Genomic DNA, 16825 nt, shown 5'->3' with positions numbered 1-16825 from the left:
ATCTAAAGGAGCAATGCCCTTGAAAACCTTACTGATCGTCGAAGACGACCGCAGCCTGAACAAAGGCATCGCCCTCTCCCTAACCCAGAACGGCCTCCGGATTGAGCAGGCCTATACACTGGCTATGGCTGAGCAGATTGTTGCCGAAACCCGGATCGATCTGATCCTGCTGGATATTAATCTGCCTGACGGAAGCGGGCTGGACTATTGCGAGCGGCTGCGGAGAACCTCACAGGTCCCGGTTATTTTTCTGACCGCCAACGACATGGAGCCGGATATCGTCACCGGTTTTGCCCTCGGGGGAGACGATTATATAACGAAACCGTTCAGCCTGATGGTGCTGCGGGCCAGAGTGTTGGCTGTGCTCAAACGGACTGCCCCGCAGCCTGACGAGGTGCTTACGTTCGGTCCGCTGAGCCTTGATTTCGGGAAACTGGAATTCTACAAACATAAGGAACCGCTGGCCTTCAGCAAAACGGAGCTCAAGCTGCTGAACATCCTGGTCTCGAACCCCGGCAACGTTTTGAGCAGAGAGCAGTTAATCGATAAAATCTGGTCACAGGATGCAGAGTTTGTTGATGAGAATGCCCTGACTGTGGCCGTAAAGCGGCTGCGCTCCAAAATTGAGGATGACCCAGCCTCGCCGCAATACATCAAAACCGTCTACGGTCTGGGGTACATGTGGACAGAAAGGCCGCATCTATGATCACTAGCAGTAATATCCGGGGTAACAGACGGCTCTTTTCTATTTTCTCAGCGTTATTTCTGCTTCTACTAATAGGCTACACTGCAACCGTTCTCTATCTCACAGGGTTCAGTCTGGTGCTTCTGCAGCTCAGCCTGGTTTTCCTGATTGCTGTGCTCGGTACGGGAGCTCTATATAACCGTATGCTGCAGCGGCAGATTACAGGCTTCATGGATACGTTGGATGAGATGGTAGACCGGGCGATTCACGGACATGAGCGGCTGACCCTTTTTGACGAGACCCGGCTGTCCTCCCTTGAACATAAGCTACTGCGCTATATTGAAATGGGCAAGGCAAACGAGCAACACCTCGCAGCCGAAAAAAACATGATCAAGGAGCTGATCTCCGACATCTCCCATCAGACCAAGACACCTCTTGCAAGCATCCTACTCTACAGCCAGCTGGTTGCCGAAACACCAGACCTGAGCCCGGACACCCGGCAGCTGCTGCAGCAGATCGAAGCCCAGTCGGAAAAGCTGGAATGGCTGATTACCTCGCTGATCAAATTATCCAGGCTGGAGACGGGCATGATCCATCTGCAAAGTGAAGTAAGGCCGGTTACCGCAACCATTACCAGCGCCCTCTCGCACCTGTATACACGCGCCGGCAATAAGAACATCCGTATTACCATAGACTGCGACCCGCTTGCCTCAGCCCGCCACGATTACAAATGGACCAGTGAAGCGCTCTTCAACCTGGTGGAGAATGCAGTGAAATATACGGAGCTAGGCGGCAGTATCCGGATTACAGCGGAGGGCAATGAAATGTTCACCAGGATTGAGGTTGCTGATACAGGAATCGGAATTCCTGAGGGTGAGCTGGAGCATATTTTCAAACGCTTCTATAGAGGGCATAATGCCGGGGAGTATGAGGGGATCGGGATCGGACTTTTTTTGGCGCAAAAAATCATCAGTATCCAGGGCGGCTACATCACAGCAGCATCGCAGCCAGGTCAAGGAAGCAGGCTTACCATGTACCTCCCCCAGCTCTGAATGTGTCAATTCCGTCAGATTTCAGACACTGTCCGGTTAGAAAGGTCTGCTATCTTAGAGGACAACCACGAAAGATGGAGGAGATACGCAAATGCCTATTTTAAGCACCTTAAATCTGAAGAAATATTACGGCAAAGATCCGCAGACTACGGTAAAAGCACTGGATGATATATCACTGACGGTAGAAAAAGGTGAATTTGTCGCCATTGTCGGCACCAGCGGCAGCGGAAAAAGCACTCTGCTGCATATGCTGGGCGGTCTGGACCGGCCTACGGAAGGCAAGGTGACTGTGGACGGGAACGAGCTTTTTGCGATGAGCGATGAGAAGCTGACGATCTTCCGGCGCCGTTCGGTCGGATTTGTCTTCCAGAGCTATAACCTGGTGCCGATCCTGAATGTACTCGAAAATATTACGCTTCCCATCGAGCTCGACGGCGGCAGAATCGACCGGACGTATCTGGATGAGGTCATTCAGGCGCTGGGCCTGCAGTCCAAAATTCATTCCCTCCCTTCTAATCTCTCTGGCGGACAGCAGCAACGGGTCGCTATAGCCAGAGCACTCGCTACCAAGCCGTCGATTATTCTGGCGGACGAGCCGACAGGCAATCTCGACAGCAAAACAAGCCAGGAAGTACTGATCCTGCTAAAGCAGATGAGCGAAAAGTTCAACCAGACCATCGTTATGATTACGCACAACGAATCCATCGCCCAGACGGCTGACCGGATTATCCGCATCGAGGACGGGCACATTGTATCCGGAAACGCAGCACCGGCCGGAGCTAAGACACTATGATTGCCAACAATAACCGCAAGATTGTTAGCCGTCTCTCCATCAAAAGCCTGCGGGTAAGTCCGCTGCGCAACCTGGCTGTCATCTGCGCTGTCGTGCTGACGACACTGCTGATTACGTCGATTTTCACGATGGCGCTGAACCTTAACAAGTCGATGGAATTAACGATGATGAAGACGGTCGGGACAGATTTTCACGGCAGCTTCAAACGGGTGAGCCCTGAGCAGATAGAGATATTAAAGCAGCACCCAAGCGTTAAGGAATACGGTGTTACGCTGCACGCCGGGCTTTTGCGAAACGAGGTGTTCCGGGACAGTCCGGTAGAGGTTAAACGGGTTGATGAGGCTTCCGCCAGACATGGTTTTATTCATTTTATTGAAGGCAGATTGCCGGAAGCTGAAAATGAGGTTGTGCTGAGCACCTGGGTGCTGGATAAGCTCGGTATAAAACATGCAGTTGGTGAGCGGGTACAGCTGGACATTGATATTACTGAGCGTGTTCTTAAGCAGGATTTTATCGTGTCAGGCTATTATGAAGCGGATAAGAATCTGGCGATCGCAGGGCTAGCCTTCGTTTCCGACGCATGGGTGCAGCAAAACCTATCAGGGATCGATCCGGCAGAGTCCGAAGCCAGCGGCTCTTACGTAAACACCGCAGAGATGAGCGTAATGTTCAAAAACGCAGTCGATATTGAAAAAAAGCTGGATAAAGTGCTCGCTGATACAGGTATAGATAGGCCCACTGGAGTCAACTGGGCTTATACGACCTCTTCCCTATCCGACAACCTTATTGAATTTGTGCCTTATGTAGCTGTCATCTTCATTATTATGCTGAGCGGGTATCTGCTGATTTATAATATTTTTTACATATCGGTTGTGCGTGATGTGAGGTTTTACGGTCTGCTAAAAGCGATCGGGTCGACACCAAGGCAGCTCAAACGGATGATCAGAATACAATCACAGGTTTTGTATCTGATCGGGCTGCCCTTCGGCCTCGCTGCAGGCTATGTAATCGGACGGCTGCTTACGCCGATGCTGAACACCTTTTCCAGTGAGCCTATGGAAGCCGCTTATTCCGCCAGCCCGTGGATTTTCATCGGAGCCGCCCTGTTCGCCTATCTGACGGTATGGGTTGCCGCCGGGAAGCCTGGCCGGATGGCTGCGCGGATTGCGCCTGTCGAAGCGGTCAGGTATACGGGAGTACAGGAAAAACGGCGGATGAACAAACGCTCGAAGCGCGGAGGCCGGCTGCATGTCATGGCCTTCACGAACCTGTTCCGCAGCAAAAAGAAGCTCACCCTCATGCTGACCTCCCTTTCCTTGAGCATTGTGCTATTCAGTATTATTTTCACGGTGATAGGTTCGCTTGATGTGAATAAGTATCTTAGCACGTTTCTTTCCGGGGATGTGGTGATCCGCAATGAGAAGATTGAAACCTATGAAGGTGAGCGCCCGGGTGATCCTTATAAGCTGTCGGAAGCATTCAGCAGTGAATTGGCGCAGATTGACGGCGTGGAGAGTGTGGAGAAGGTTTACTACTATTATGACATTCATGATATGGATGAGAAAATACGTGCTGTATTGCAGCCTTTGTCAGAGACAGAGCCGCCGGAGCCTTATCTTACAAGCCTGCTGGAGAGAAACTCCGTTTATCTGGGATTGTACGGCATCGATCCCGGGTGGTATGACCTGGTGCAGAAGGATGTGATTGATGGTCATTTCGACCCGCAGAAATTCGCTTCCGGGGACTATGTGCTGGTGGCTCAATCGCTCATGTGGGAGGAAGATACTTATACCTCTTACTATCATCCTGGTGACATTATGGAGTTCAAAAATCTGGGCAGAAGCTATGAGGTTATGGCTGTGATGAATTACGACGCGCTCTATGCTGCGACGACCCAGTCTTTCTCAACGTACGGGTTTAATGCATTCTTCCCGTCATCCGAATTGACCAGAGAGCTGCCTCCGGAGACCAAACGGCCATGGGCGCTGTCTGCAACCCTTCACATTGACCCCGACAAGCTGGACAGTGCAACTGAGGCTGCCAAATCTCTGGCCGCTTCCAGTGATGAGCTGGTGGTTAAATCGCGAGAGGATTACCGGCAGGAGCTGGACGGATTTATCCGGGTTTTTCAGATTATCGGCTACGGCCTGAGCTTCGTTATTGCGCTGATTGGTGTCCTTAATTATATCAATACAGTCGTTACGGGCGTTATTATGCGGAGGAATGAATTCGCCCTGCTGGAGAGCATCGGCATGACCAAACGCCAGCTCAAAAAAATGCTGATCTATGAGGGGATGTACAATGTCCTTCTGACCACAGCTATTACCTCAACCCTTGGTGTCTTTCTCACTTATAACATTGCCAAGAGCATTGCGGGCAACACGGCTTTTACCGTATTCCGCATGAGCTGGCTGCCCTTTGTGCTGGTCATCCCGGTGCTGGCTGTCATTGCTTACACGGTAACCTTGAGCTCTTATAGGATGCTGAGTAAAGATACGCTGATTGAACGGCTGCGGCAGGGGGAATAGCGGAAACAATGGAACAGGCAGATCCGTATGATTACGGGTCTGCCTGCTGTTATTTGGTGATTTTCCGGCATATTCAGCCGCCAAGGTTAGACGGTTTGGTCATTCGGCCATCATCTGCAATGCGCTCTTATTGACGGTATCAGGATGCCGTGACTCAGTACCGCTCCGCACCCGGTCCGCCGAACATCTCCCCGTTCTTCAGGCCGTCGACAAACTGCTGCAGCCAGCGGTAATACTCCGCTGCATGACGCAGCTTCTCCAGGTCCCGGCTGCAGGACAGCTTCTCCTCTTCAGGCGTATCTCCCGCCTGCATCAAATCCTCAAGCTGCGGAATCACCGCCCCCATCGCCTCCTGCATCACATCAATCTCCCGCTGCAGCTTCAGGGTGAAGAAGTTCCGGAACGCCTGAAAAAAATCCGTCTCCGCCACATACAAGTCCTTCCGCTCCCGCTTCTCTTCAAGCTTGGTTACCATCTGTGAGGACATCAGGGAACGCACACCGTAGCTCATATTGCTTTTACTCATATTCATTACCTGCTTCATTTCCTCCAGCGTCATCGGCTTGTCCTCAAAGAACATAATCCCGTACAGCTGCCCGAAGGAATAATTCGCCCCGTACAAATCCATCGTCTGCGCAATCGCATCTATCACTCTGCGCAACAGCTGCTCCCGTGGAGATAGCTGCCCGTTGTCTTCGCCAAATGCGGCCTGCTTCATTTGCTGCACCCTCACTCTTCGTAGTCTTGTTAACTCCGCATTACATAAAGCAGGAACAAGCCCGCATTATTGCAACAAATTTTACACAATTTCCGAGTCTGCTTTACTTCCGGTTGACCACGCGCTTACTTGTCCAGTGTACAATTTTTTTTGAACAGAGATAGTATTCACCTGCATTATACCGCAAAACAAAGCTGACGGAATGGGGTATCGGAACGAAAATGACACGAAATAAGTTAATAAGCGGTTTAAAGCCCGTACTCTTTACGCTGCCGGCGATGATACCCTTTGTGCTGTTCTGGCTGGCACCGCTGATCTATGTGCTGTATCTCAGCTTTACAGAATGGGATTTCATGAGTCCAACCAAAACCTTTGTCGGGCTGCAGAATTATACCGACCTCTTTGCCAATCCGGCCTTTTACAAAGCGCTGCGGGTCACCGTACTGTTCTGCATCGGCAGTGTGCTGCCGGTTATCGCGATCGGCCTGGGACTGGCCCTTCTCATGAACCGTAAGCTGAAAGGCTCCGGCTTCTATCAGGCACTGCTCTTCTCGCCATGGGTTACGCCGACTGTCGCTGTCTCCATCGTCTGGTCCTGGATCTACGAGCCTGAAGTCGGGCTGGCCAATACGGTGCTGGATTTTCTCGGACTTGAGCCGCTCGGCTGGCTTCAGGACCCGAAGTGGGCATTGGCCGGAGTCCTGCTCGTAACGGTCTGGAAATCAGCGGGCTGGGCGATGATCTTCTACCTCGTAGCCCTGCGGAATGTTCCCTCTGATCTGCTGGAGGCAGGCGAGCTTGACGGGGCCGGGGCTGTGCAAAAGTTCATCCGGATTACGCTGCCGATGATCTCACCGACCACGCTGTTTCTGTTCGTGGTGCAGATGGTTCAGGCGCTGCAGGCCTACGATCAGATTAACGTACTGACACAAGGCGGTCCGTCCGGTTCAACCCGTACGCTGCTGTACCTGTATTATCAGTCTGCCTTTGAGTCCTTCCAGATCGGCGAGGCTTCCAGTGTGGCTGTAGTACTGGTGTTCATCTGTATGCTGCTGTCGGTGCTGTCGCTCAGCATCAGCAGACGGACGACGCACTATCAATAAACCGTTATATAAGGAGGTCTTTCCACTTGCGCACGAGTATGCTCTCACGGCTGGGCGGACCGGCCCGCCATGCTTTTTTCGCCGTACTGGCGCTGGTGATGGCCTTCCCCTTTTACTGGATGGTCACCAGCGCCCTGAAAACCAATGATGAAATCTGGGCCTCCCCGCCGACGCTCTGGCCTGCGGCTCCGCTCTGGGGTAACTTTGCCGCGGCCTGGAATGAAGCGCCGTTCGCCAGATATATGGGCAACAGCATTCTGGTCGCCGGAAGCATCGTCGTCCTGCAGATTTTTAATTCCGGCATGATGGCTTATGCGCTGACCCATATGAAATTCCGCCTGAAGGGTGTTTTTTCCGGAGTCATCCTGTTCGGTTACATGGTGCCTGCTACGGCAGTCTACCTGCCCAGCTATCTTGTGCTGTCCGAGCTGAATTTGCTCAACACCTATGGGGGCCTGATTCTCTCCAACTGCGTCAGCGTCTTTGCGATCTTTCTGATCCGGCAGGCCTTCCTGCAGGTATCCCACGAGCTGGTCGAGGCCGGCGAGGTGGACGGGGCATCGCATATGCGGATTCTGTGGACAGTGCTGGTGCCGGTGACCCGGTCCTCTTTTGCCGTAATGGCACTGATCACCTTCATTGATCATTACAACAATTATTTCTGGCCGATGCTGATCACCAAGGACCCTGCCCTGCAGCTGGTCTCAGCCGGACTGCGCAGCTTCTTCGTGGAAGGAGGTGCTTACGGATTGAAATGGCCGCTAATCATGGCCGCCAGCGCCTTCACCATCGCCCCCCTGCTGCTTGTCTTTGTGCTGGCACAAAAAACCATTATGCAAAGTGTCAACATGACGGCAGGCTCCAGTAAAGGCTAAAATACTACTTTTATTAAAGAGGAGAATGATGATGAACGTATCGTTGAAAAGATTGTCGGCACTGTCCGTGATTGCCGGAATGACTGTCCTTACCGCTTGTGGCGCAAACGGCGCCGCCGATCAGGTTACAGAGGCAAGCGGCGCATCGTCAGCTCCATCCGCAGCAGCTCCTGCTGCCCAAAGCGAACCGGTCACAATTGAGTTCTGGTATGGCCTTGGCGGCAAGCTCGGCGAAAATATGGAAGCACTCATTCAGAAATTCAACGCCTCCCAGCAGGAGGTTATCGTTAAAGGCATCGTGCAGGCAGACTATACCGAAACCCAGCAGAAGCTCCAGGCTGCGATTGCTACCGGAACGGTTCCGGCAGCCGTGCTGTCCTCCAATGTGGACTGGGCGCGCAAGGGCTATTTCGCTGAGCTGGACGAGCTGATTGCGGCACAGCCTGATTTCAAGCCGGAGGATTTCATCCAGACCTTCCTGAACCAGGGCAAGGTGGACGGCAAGCAATATTTCCTGCCGATGTACGGCACAACGCAGGTGATGTACTACCGTCAGGATGCTTTTGAGAAGAGCGGCATTGATGCCAGCCAGATCAAAACCTGGGAGGATCTCGCTGCAGCAGCCGAGAAAATGACGGTTAAAGAAGGCGGTAAAACAAGCGTCTACGGCTGGGAGCCGATGTGGGGCTCAGGCAATATGATCGATGCGGTGCTGAGCAAGGGTGGCAGCATTTTGAGCGAAGACGGCAAAACCGTTACCATCGACTCCCAAGAGTGGATCGAAACGTGGGATCTGTTCCGCAAATGGATTCATGAAGACCAGATCATGCGCATTCATTCCGGCGGACAGGGCTGGGAGTACTGGTACAAAACGATTGATGACGTAATGAAAGGCCAGGCGGCCGGCTATACCGGCTCCAGCGGTGACCAGGGCGATCTGGACTTCAGCATTGTAGCGGCAATGGAACAGCCGGGCTGGGCCGGAGTCGGCGAAGGCAAGCCGGTAGCTGAAGCTATTCAAGCCGGTATCCCCGCCAAGGCAAGCGATGAAGAGAAGCAGGCCGCACTGAAATGGCTGGCTTATTTCACCAACTCCGAGAATACCGCATTCTGGTCGATCAACACCGGATACATTGCGGTCCGCCAGTCTGCACTGGAAGATCCGGCGTTCCTCTCGTTCAGCGAGACCAACCCGCAGATCAAAATCCCGCTGCAGCAGGCCTCCCATGCCTCCGCTCCTTTCCAGGACCCTACGGGCGGCAAAATCAATGATGCACTGAAAATCGCTGCGGACAAGGTGCAGATCGAGAACATCCCTGCTGCCGAAGCACTCAAAGAAGCTCAGGCGACTGCACAAGCGGCGCTGGATAAGGTGAAGTAATTGCCGGGCAGAACGGACTAGCTTCATCCGGTGATTAATCCCGTAAATATACTACGATATGAATCATAAATGACGTGAAATTACAATAAAGGAGGCCGCAGCCATGCCTGAGCTGGTTACCCCGCAGGGGAATTACGACATATCCGCAATCCTGTTTGATAAGGACGGCACCCTGCTCGACTTCGTCTCCCTATGGGGAAGCTGGAGTGAATGCCTGCTTACGCATTTTATCCGGCAGCTGAAGCTGCGCGGCCTTACCTTTCCTGAGACGTACCTGAACAACCTGCTGGGCACAGTCCACAACAGCGAGGGCCGGATCACAGGCTACGACCGCAATGGCCCGCTCGCCATGGGCACGATGAATGACCTGTACGCGATCCTTGGCTGGCAGGGCTATCTGCTCGGCCTCTCCTGGGCGGAGTCGATGGAGCTGGTGGAAGCCTGCCGCCGGGAAGCGGACGCCATGCTGGAGCATAGCCGCCCCGTCCTTCCGCTGCCCGGCCTGCTCCGCTTCCTGGAAGAGTGCTATGCACAGGGCATAGCACTGGCCGTAGTGACGGCAGATGATACCGAAGCCGCGGAGAGGCATCTCCGCTGGCTCGGCATACGCCATTATTTCTCGGCCGTAATCGGCACCGATCAGGTGGAGCGCGGCAAGCCGTTCCCGGACATGTCCCTGCTGGCCTGCAGGCAGCTTGGGGTGCAGCCTTCCGCTGCCGCCGTAATCGGGGACACGAACGGCGATATGCGCATGGCCAAGGCGGCGGGCGCAGCTGTTGCGGTATCCATTGCACCGGACGCCGGAGCTGCTGTGCCGGGGGATTCTTCAGCTAAAGCACTGCTTGATCATTTGCTGCCAGATGCTGATGCCGTTGTGCAGTCTTATGAGGAGCTGGCTTTTCAATAAGTAAGAAATCATACTCAAGGAGGCGAGTTTTTGCAGACGGAGACCAAGTTAACGGGCGGAGAAACGCCGCTGCTCACCTTTCAGATTATTACCGATACCCATGTCACCGCTGACCCTGCCCATGAGTATAACCGGAACTTTGAGCGTGCCCTGCAGGATCTGGCCGTCCATGCCCGGGGCAGCAGCGGGATCATGCATATCGGCGATATTACCGACCACGGCTTCCCGGAGGAATATACCGAGGTACAGCGGATTCTCGGCCAGTACCGGACGGTCCTGCCGGAAATCCGTTATACGCTGGGCAATCACGATGTCGGCATCGGCCACTGGCAGCCGCAATTGGCGGAGGCCTGTCTGGGCGACTGGGAGTCACGTCTCGGAATGTACACCTCCCGCATGGGTTCCCCGGGGCCCTATCACGATCACTGGATCGGCGGGTATCATTTTATTTTCCTGGGAACCGAGAAAGGATTGCCGATCTTCTGCAGCCTGTCGGAAGAACAGCTCCAGTGGCTGGAGCGGAAGCTTGGCGAGCGGCCTGACGGCGGATCGGCTGCAGCGGATCAGCCCGTCTTTCTATTCCTGCATCAGCCGCTGATGAATACTGTAGCCGGCTCTCTTGAAGAACAGGAATGGTACGGCGTTACGCAAGACAAAGAGCTGCGGGCTATTCTCGACAGATTCCCGCAGACTCTGCTGTTTACCGGTCATACCCACTGGGAACTGGAATCGGAGCATACGATGTTCCCGGGTAACGGGGAGACGGCCGCGATGTTTAATGCAGCCTCGGTTGCGTATCTGTGGAACAATGAGGATGTCCACCTGGACGGCAGCCAGGGGTATTATATTGAAGTGTACAGCGATAAGGTGCTGGTGCGCGGGCGCGATTTTACCACTGGAACGTGGATTGAATCAGCATGCTTCGAGGTTCCTGTGCTGCTGAAAACTAGGGGCTAATGTCAGCCGCTTACAACGACATGACTAGAGAATTTCAAAAAAGCAGCGGTCACTCCTTGATGGAGGAACCGCTGCTTAGCGTTTTATCTTGTAACACCCGGCTTAATATAGAACAGCCGCAGCTTCCGGAGTAAACGGCTTAATCTCGTTCAGCCTGCCTTCATGCACCTTCCTCGCCCATGCCGGATCACCGAGCAGCGCACGGCCTACGGCCACCAGATCAAATTCCTGCTGCTCCAGCCGGTTCATTAGCTCCTGATAACCGGGTACGCCGGCCTCCCCGTCATCTGCCATACCGACGGAGCCGACAGCAATCGTCGTCTTGCCGCTGAGCTTCTTCACCCAGCCGGCGAGGCTGAGCTCTGATCCGGCAAACCCCGGCTCGTTGAAGCGGCGGGTTGAGACGTGGAAAATGTCCACTCCCGCTTCAACCAATACGTTCAGGAACTGCTCCAACTGTTCCGGTGTATCCCACAGCTTCGCAGTGTAGTCCGCCATTTTCCACTGGGACAGCCGCATCGAAACCGGATAATCCGGCCCGACCGCAGCGCGTACGGCCCGCACAACTTCCGCCGCAAATGTGGTACGCTGCAGATAATCACCGCCGTAACGGTCCGTGCGCCGGTTTGTTTTTGCCCAGAAGAACTGATCAATCAGAAAACCGTGTGCCCCGTGAAGCTCGATTCCGTCAAAGCCGATCCGCTGCGCATTCGCCGCTGCGTCCGCATAAGCCTGAATGACCTCGGCAATATCCTGTTCAGTCATCGGCTCGCCAGCCTGATTGCCTTCAAGATCCAGTCCTGAGGGCCCCAGTGATTTCGCCTGCGGATTAGGCCCGGTGCCTTCGGGGCGGATCATGCCCATATGCACCAGCTGCGGGAAGATAGTGCCCCCCGCTTCGTGCACCTGCCGCACCACGCTGCTCCAGCCTGCCAAAGCCGCCTCACCGGACATATCCGGCAATCTGGATTCACTCGCCGCTGCCGGATGGCCGATGACCGCCCCCTCTGTAATCACAAGTCCGACTTCATTCTCGGCGCGGCGGCTATAGTATGCAGCTACATCCTCTCCCGGCACACCCTGCGGGGAAAAGGCCCGCGCCATCGGTGACATGACAATCCGGTTAGGTATGGTTAATTGCTGAACCTTATAGGGCTCAAACAAGGCTTCCAGTGATTGTGTCTGCTGCTCATTACTCAATTGTAACGCCTCCCTGATATTCCGGGTATTCACCCGGACTGTTGTCCCAGCCGTTCACGGCGGGATATGTAGGCTAGCTTATCAAGCAGACGCTCCCCCTACAACCAACAATCACGCCGGATTGTTGCTTAAGCGAAGCCCCCGGACAATTGTCGGAGAAAAAGAAACATTTGTTGTCACACGGGCGCATGACTATAATAAGAAGAATCTTTTTACACCAGAAAGGAGTGATCAGCAATGGCTAATATGCTATCCCCTAACCCGAACGATCCGCGTGTGATCCGGACACGGCAGCTGATTCTGGACGCCTTCCTCCGGCTGCTGAATACCAAGGACTTCAACCAGATTACGATCAGTGATATTACCGGTAACGCAACTATTAACAGGGCTACGTTTTATGCCCATTTTGCCGATAAATACGCGCTGCTTGAAGCCATGCTGTCCAGTGCTTTCACAACTCTGGTCGTTCAAAAGCTTGATACCGAAGCCACGTTAACGGACCAGACTCTTCTGGAGCTTATCGGAGCCCTGTGTGCTTACCACGAATCAAGCCAGCATTGCGTCAAGAAGTATGATTCCGTAGCACTGCTGATTGAAGAAAATATTAAGCTCCAGCTCGAACAGCTCATCCTCAGTCTGCTCAGCAAAACGACAAGCACACCTGCCCAGCCAAAAGCATTAGCCTCCGCCGCAACCCTGCTGAGCTGGTCTATCTATGGTGTAACCTACCGCTGGAATCAGGATGGACGGACTGAAGCGCCCGCGGAGCTGGCCAAGCGTGTAAGCCCGTTCATTATCGGGGGAGTCTCTCACCTGCATAGTATCACTTAAATAATCCGCTGATTAAGTGCCTTTGCGGGGACCCTGAATATAAAAAAAGAGGCGCCCCGGTGATCGTGCACAGGGACAACCTCTTTCATTACATGTTATTTAAAAGCCGGCAGAGCGATCTCTGCATAATTATCTTCCAGGAACTTCTTCACTTCCGGACCGCTGATCCGTTTCGCCAGCTTCTGGATGGCATCGGAATCCTGATTGTCTTCACGGGCTACGAGAGTGATTGTAAATTCGGAATCCTCACGCTCGGTAATCAGCGCATCCTTCTTCGGGGTCAGGCCAAGCGGACTGGCATAAGCCGGAGTCATTGCCACCAGGTCGCCGTCATCCATCATCCGGGCCAGCATCAGCAGATCGACTTCCTCGAACTTGAAGTTCTTCGGATTCTCCGTAATATCCGCCTGGGTTGCTGTGATGCCTACTCCATCCTTCAGCTTGATCAGACCGGCGTCGGCAAACATCTGCAGCGAACGTCCGATATTCGACGGGTCATTGGCCATTACCAGCTTCGCGCCTTCCGGCAGCTCTTCAATGGATTTGTACTTTTTGGAATAGCCGCCGTAGATTGCATCATACACAGGCTGTACCGGAACGAGGTTCGAGCCCTTGCTGTCATTGAACTGCGTCATGTAAGGCACATGCTGGAAGAAGTTTGCGTCCACTTCCTTGTTCGCCAGCGCCTCGTTCGGCTGTACATTGTCGGACAATACAACGATCTCCATGTCCACCCCGTCCTCCAGCAGCAGCGGTTTTACAATGTCAAGAATATCTGTCATCGGGGGAATCAGTGTCGCTACCTTGATTTTTACGGGTTCTGTAGCTGCTGCTGTTGCGGCAGGCGCTTCCGTAGCTTTTGCGGCATTTTGAGCATTGTTAGTGTTGTTACCGCAGCCTGCGGCAATCAGGACGAACAGCATCAGCATCGCAATCATGGACTTTTTCATTGTTTTTCAATAACCCCCGGTGTTTATATTTTGGATTTCAAAATAGTACAGCCTGCACATTCCGACTTCAGTCTTTCCTTAAATCAGCGCTTATCCAGCAGTCTTGCCACAGTGCTTCCAGTGAACTGGATCAGCTGCACGAGCACAATCATAACGACGATGGCGTAGACCATCACTTCTGTCTCAAACCGCTGGTACCCGTAACGGATGGCAAAATCGCCGACGCCTCCGCCGCCAACCACACCCATCACCGTTGAAAACGAAATAAAGCTGATCGTCGAGGCCGTAAGGCCGAGCACCAGTCCCGACCGCGCTTCTACATACAGGAACTTGAAAATCAGCTCCAGCTTCGATGCCCCCATGGACAAGGCAGCCTCAATCGTTCCTCTGGGAACCTCAAGCAGGGACTGCTCCACCAGACGCGCATAGTAGGCAATGGCGACCACGGACAGAGGCACCGTCGAGGCCAATGTTCCGATAGAGGTTCCGACCAGGAAGCGTGTCACCGGAATGAGCGCCACCACCAGCAGCAGGAACGGAAAGGAGCGGACCACGTTAACGATGCTGTTCAGCGTCAGCGACAGGCTCCGGTTCTCATAAAGCTGGCCCTTGCGGCAAAAATACAGCACCGTACCCAGCGGAAGCCCGACCAGCAAGGCTGCCAGAATCGATATCCCGACCATGACAAAGGTTTCGCCGATCGACTGCCACATCAGATCCTGGTATTTCAGCATGCTTTCCCACATTATCGCCCACCTGCCTTGCCGGTAATCTGCTCGCGGTAGGAGCCGGAATGCCCCGAAGGCGGAAGGAACCCGTTCTCCTCGCGGGAGAAGGCATCCACGATTCTTCCGTCCTGCATGACGGATACCTCAGTGCAGATGCTGCGCACCACATCCAGCTCATGGGTGACAATCACGATCGTTACACCGAGCACGGCGTTAATATGCTTCAGCACCCCGAGGATATCCGCCGTCGTGACCGGGTCCAGTGCAGAGGTCGGCTCGTCGCACAGCAGCAGCTGCGGGCTGTTCGCAAGGGCGCGGGCAATCGCCACCCGCTGGCGTTGCCCCCCGCTGAGCCGGGCCGGATACTGTTCTGCTTTGTCAGTCAGGCCGACAAAATCGAGCACCTCGGCGACCCGCTTCCGGCGTTCTCCCTTCGGCACACGGGCCAGCTCGAGCGGAATCTCCACATTGCGGCTGACAGTAGCATTGGCGACAAGGTTAAAATGCTGAAAGATCATCCCGATCTTCTGCCGCTCCCGGCGCAGCTCTGTCTCTGTTAATGCTGTCAGCTCCTTGCCGCCTGCTGTTACAGTGCCCTTATCAGGTCGCTCCAGCAGATTCATCAGGCGCAGCAGCGTCGATTTGCCGGCTCCGCTGGCCCCGATAATGCCGTGGATCGAAGCCGGTTTTACTGTAAGCGATACATCCCTGACCGCGTGGTGACTGCCTTCCTTCAGTTCGAAGCTCTTACTTACTCCGCTCAGCGCTAAAATCGTATTCCGCCCCTCTCCGGACCTGCTGATAATAAAGCTTGTTCCCCCGTAAAGTGTACTACAACTATTTTAAAACTGTTTTATTAAAAATCTCTTTAAATAATAAGGCATAACCTTCACTGTGTCATCATTTATTTTTAAAATGATATATCAGACCTATGGAAGGATTCCCTTCCTCTAAGGATGTGCGGCTGAAGTTAAAATTATCCTGCTGCTGTATAAGCTAAATGGAGACATAAAATAAGGGGGTTGGGCGGAAATCCATGGCTCTATCTAACATATCCAACTGGCCGTTCAAGCAGTGTTCATGATTGAGTTACATTAGCAGCCCTTATTCCAGTTATAGTTGAGTTAAAGTCAGGAGGATCAGTAACATGAATAAAAATATCATTAAAGCAGTAATTATTTTAGTTATAGGGGTAGTTATAATCGGAGGAATAACAGTATACAGCCTGCCAAAAAATGAAATCAATCGCTACATAACCGAATTTCAATCAAAGAAAAGTAATTTGAAAATGTATCCTGATAACATAGCTGAGTTTCTAAATTTTGAAGAGCAAAATGGTTTACCCGCTCCCTTAGTTAAGCAAAAAGTCATTAACCGTTCTCTAAATAAGGTAGAAATTTTAACGGGCTTTGAAATAATGATTTATAATTCCAATAATGAGCTTGCACATGTGTATTCTGGTGAATTATTATTTTTACTCAATCGTGACAAATGGAATTGGGAAATCAATGCCGTTAAAGTTATTCGTGGGATGCAGGAAAGGAGGTAATTGTATATTTGCAAGAAAAAGATAAGAGGCTACGCCAACAAGGCGTGGTTTTATGTCATGGCAGGGGGCTTATTGACTACTCCATTTAGATTGCAGTCCGGAAGCACGGCTACTTATCGAGTAGGAGGCTACCCATTGACTGAGTAGCCGACCTCTCACACCACCGTACGTACCGTTCGGTATACGGCGGTTCAATCGCATTAGTGCAATTTACGTAATTGCTCGTACTGTGCTGGGAAGTCATAATATTCCGCCAGTGCGAGCTTTTCGTTTGTTATGGAACGAGACAGTACAGGGCTTCCGGCGATACGCCAATAGCCAAGTCGGGAATTTCCCCACTGGTGGGCCTGCCACTCCGGTATCCCTAGCTTGTGTAGGTTTTGCACCTTTGTTTTGGGCTTCTTCCATTGCTTCCAGATGTACATTCGCAGGCGTCTTCGCAGCCATTCGCTCCAACCTTGCAGTATCCGTTTCATGTCCGCCACATAGTAGTAGCCCATCCATCCCCGAATGTATATCTTCACTTTCTCCATGACTTGGCGCACATTCCTGCCCTGACTGCGGCTCG

General features: G+C 53.0%; 17 protein-coding genes. 11 read left to right on the top strand and 6 right to left on the bottom strand.

Features of this window, described 5'->3' with window-relative positions:
- Positions 1-19: 19 nt before the first annotated feature.
- From BLR64_RS24605 to BLR64_RS24590, 4 genes are all read left to right on the top strand, one after another.
- Positions 20-706 carry a response regulator transcription factor gene (locus BLR64_RS24605; RefSeq protein ID WP_208607226.1) on the top strand — a complete coding sequence of 229 codons (687 nt, stop codon included), beginning with the start codon at positions 20-22 and terminating at the stop codon, positions 704-706.
- On the top strand, positions 703-1737 hold the full coding sequence (locus BLR64_RS24600; RefSeq protein ID WP_090718671.1) for a sensor histidine kinase: 1035 nt from the start codon (positions 703-705) through the stop codon (positions 1735-1737). Before BLR64_RS24605 ends, BLR64_RS24600 begins: the two co-directional genes overlap by 4 nt.
- Positions 1738-1828: 91 nt before the next feature.
- The gene (locus BLR64_RS24595) at positions 1829-2530 is read left to right on the top strand and encodes an ABC transporter ATP-binding protein (protein ID WP_090718669.1); all 702 of its coding nucleotides are present in this window, start codon (positions 1829-1831) and stop codon (positions 2528-2530) included.
- Complete coding sequence (locus tag BLR64_RS24590) at positions 2527-5058, top strand: ABC transporter permease (RefSeq protein WP_167360778.1); 2532 nt, start codon at positions 2527-2529, stop codon at positions 5056-5058. The genes BLR64_RS24595 and BLR64_RS24590 overlap by 4 nt, the downstream gene beginning before the upstream one ends.
- A 154-nt stretch (positions 5059-5212) precedes the next feature.
- Here the strand turns inward: BLR64_RS24590 and BLR64_RS24585 are convergent, their stop codons facing one another.
- Positions 5213-5776 (bottom strand): GbsR/MarR family transcriptional regulator, encoded by a 564-nt coding sequence (locus BLR64_RS24585; RefSeq protein WP_090718668.1) that lies wholly within the window; start codon positions 5774-5776, stop codon positions 5213-5215.
- Between the two features lie 221 nt (positions 5777-5997).
- Between BLR64_RS24585 and BLR64_RS24580 the strand changes: the two genes are divergently transcribed.
- The 5 genes from BLR64_RS24580 to BLR64_RS24560 all read left to right on the top strand — a co-directional run bounded on the left by BLR64_RS24580 (position 5998) and on the right by BLR64_RS24560 (position 10999).
- A complete protein-coding gene (locus BLR64_RS24580; RefSeq protein WP_090718666.1) occupies positions 5998-6879 on the top strand; it encodes a carbohydrate ABC transporter permease in 882 nt (293 codons plus the stop codon).
- 38 nt (positions 6880-6917) lie between these two features.
- The gene (locus BLR64_RS24575; protein WP_090718732.1) at positions 6918-7754 is read left to right on the top strand and encodes a carbohydrate ABC transporter permease; all 837 of its coding nucleotides are present in this window, start codon (positions 6918-6920) and stop codon (positions 7752-7754) included.
- A gap of 31 nt (positions 7755-7785) precedes the next feature.
- Positions 7786-9135: an ABC transporter substrate-binding protein gene (locus tag BLR64_RS24570; protein WP_090718665.1), complete on the top strand. Its 1350-nt coding sequence runs from the start codon at positions 7786-7788 to the stop codon at positions 9133-9135.
- 103 nt (positions 9136-9238) lie between these two features.
- Positions 9239-10042 (top strand): HAD family hydrolase, encoded by an 804-nt coding sequence (locus BLR64_RS24565; protein ID WP_090718663.1) that lies wholly within the window; start codon positions 9239-9241, stop codon positions 10040-10042.
- A 30-nt stretch (positions 10043-10072) separates the two neighbouring features.
- Positions 10073-10999 carry a metallophosphoesterase family protein gene (locus tag BLR64_RS24560; RefSeq protein WP_090718661.1) on the top strand — a complete coding sequence of 309 codons (927 nt, stop codon included), beginning with the start codon at positions 10073-10075 and terminating at the stop codon, positions 10997-10999.
- Between the two features lie 102 nt (positions 11000-11101).
- Here BLR64_RS24560 and BLR64_RS24555 read toward each other — a convergent pair whose 3' ends face one another.
- Entirely contained in the window at positions 11102-12199 is a 1098-nt protein-coding gene (locus BLR64_RS24555; protein WP_090718659.1) for an NADH:flavin oxidoreductase, read from the bottom strand.
- A gap of 237 nt (positions 12200-12436) precedes the next feature.
- Between BLR64_RS24555 and BLR64_RS24550 the strand changes: the two genes are divergently transcribed.
- Positions 12437-13030 (top strand): TetR/AcrR family transcriptional regulator, encoded by a 594-nt coding sequence (locus BLR64_RS24550; protein ID WP_090718657.1) that lies wholly within the window; start codon positions 12437-12439, stop codon positions 13028-13030.
- A 95-nt stretch (positions 13031-13125) separates the two neighbouring features.
- Here the strand turns inward: BLR64_RS24550 and BLR64_RS24545 are convergent, their stop codons facing one another.
- The 3 genes from BLR64_RS24545 to BLR64_RS24535 form a co-directional block, all read right to left on the bottom strand.
- Positions 13126-13980, bottom strand: coding sequence for a MetQ/NlpA family ABC transporter substrate-binding protein (locus BLR64_RS24545; RefSeq protein WP_090718655.1), 855 nt, complete (start codon positions 13978-13980; stop codon positions 13126-13128).
- Positions 13981-14063: 83 nt separating this feature from the next.
- Positions 14064-14726 carry a methionine ABC transporter permease gene (locus BLR64_RS24540; RefSeq protein WP_090718654.1) on the bottom strand — a complete coding sequence of 221 codons (663 nt, stop codon included), beginning with the start codon at positions 14724-14726 and terminating at the stop codon, positions 14064-14066.
- The gene (locus tag BLR64_RS24535; RefSeq protein ID WP_090718652.1) at positions 14726-15481 is read right to left on the bottom strand and encodes a methionine ABC transporter ATP-binding protein; all 756 of its coding nucleotides are present in this window, start codon (positions 15479-15481) and stop codon (positions 14726-14728) included. The genes BLR64_RS24540 and BLR64_RS24535 overlap by 1 nt, the downstream gene beginning before the upstream one ends.
- Before the next feature lie 374 nt (positions 15482-15855).
- Between BLR64_RS24535 and BLR64_RS24530 the strand changes: the two genes are divergently transcribed.
- Entirely contained in the window at positions 15856-16257 is a 402-nt protein-coding gene (locus BLR64_RS24530; RefSeq protein WP_090718650.1) for a hypothetical protein, read from the top strand.
- Positions 16258-16457: 200 nt separating this feature from the next.
- Here the strand turns inward: BLR64_RS24530 and BLR64_RS24525 are convergent.
- Positions 16458-16825 (bottom strand): group II intron maturase-specific domain-containing protein (locus BLR64_RS24525; RefSeq protein ID WP_279615489.1); only part of this gene is annotated, 368 nt, incomplete at its 5' end.

Origin of the sequence: Paenibacillus typhae, from assembly GCF_900099765.1 — a bacterium.
Taxonomy (GTDB): Bacteria; Bacillota; Bacilli; order Paenibacillales; family Paenibacillaceae; genus Paenibacillus_AQ; species Paenibacillus_AQ typhae.
Note: the sequence above shows the minus strand (reverse complement) of the source record. Positions and strands in the feature narration are given on the sequence as shown.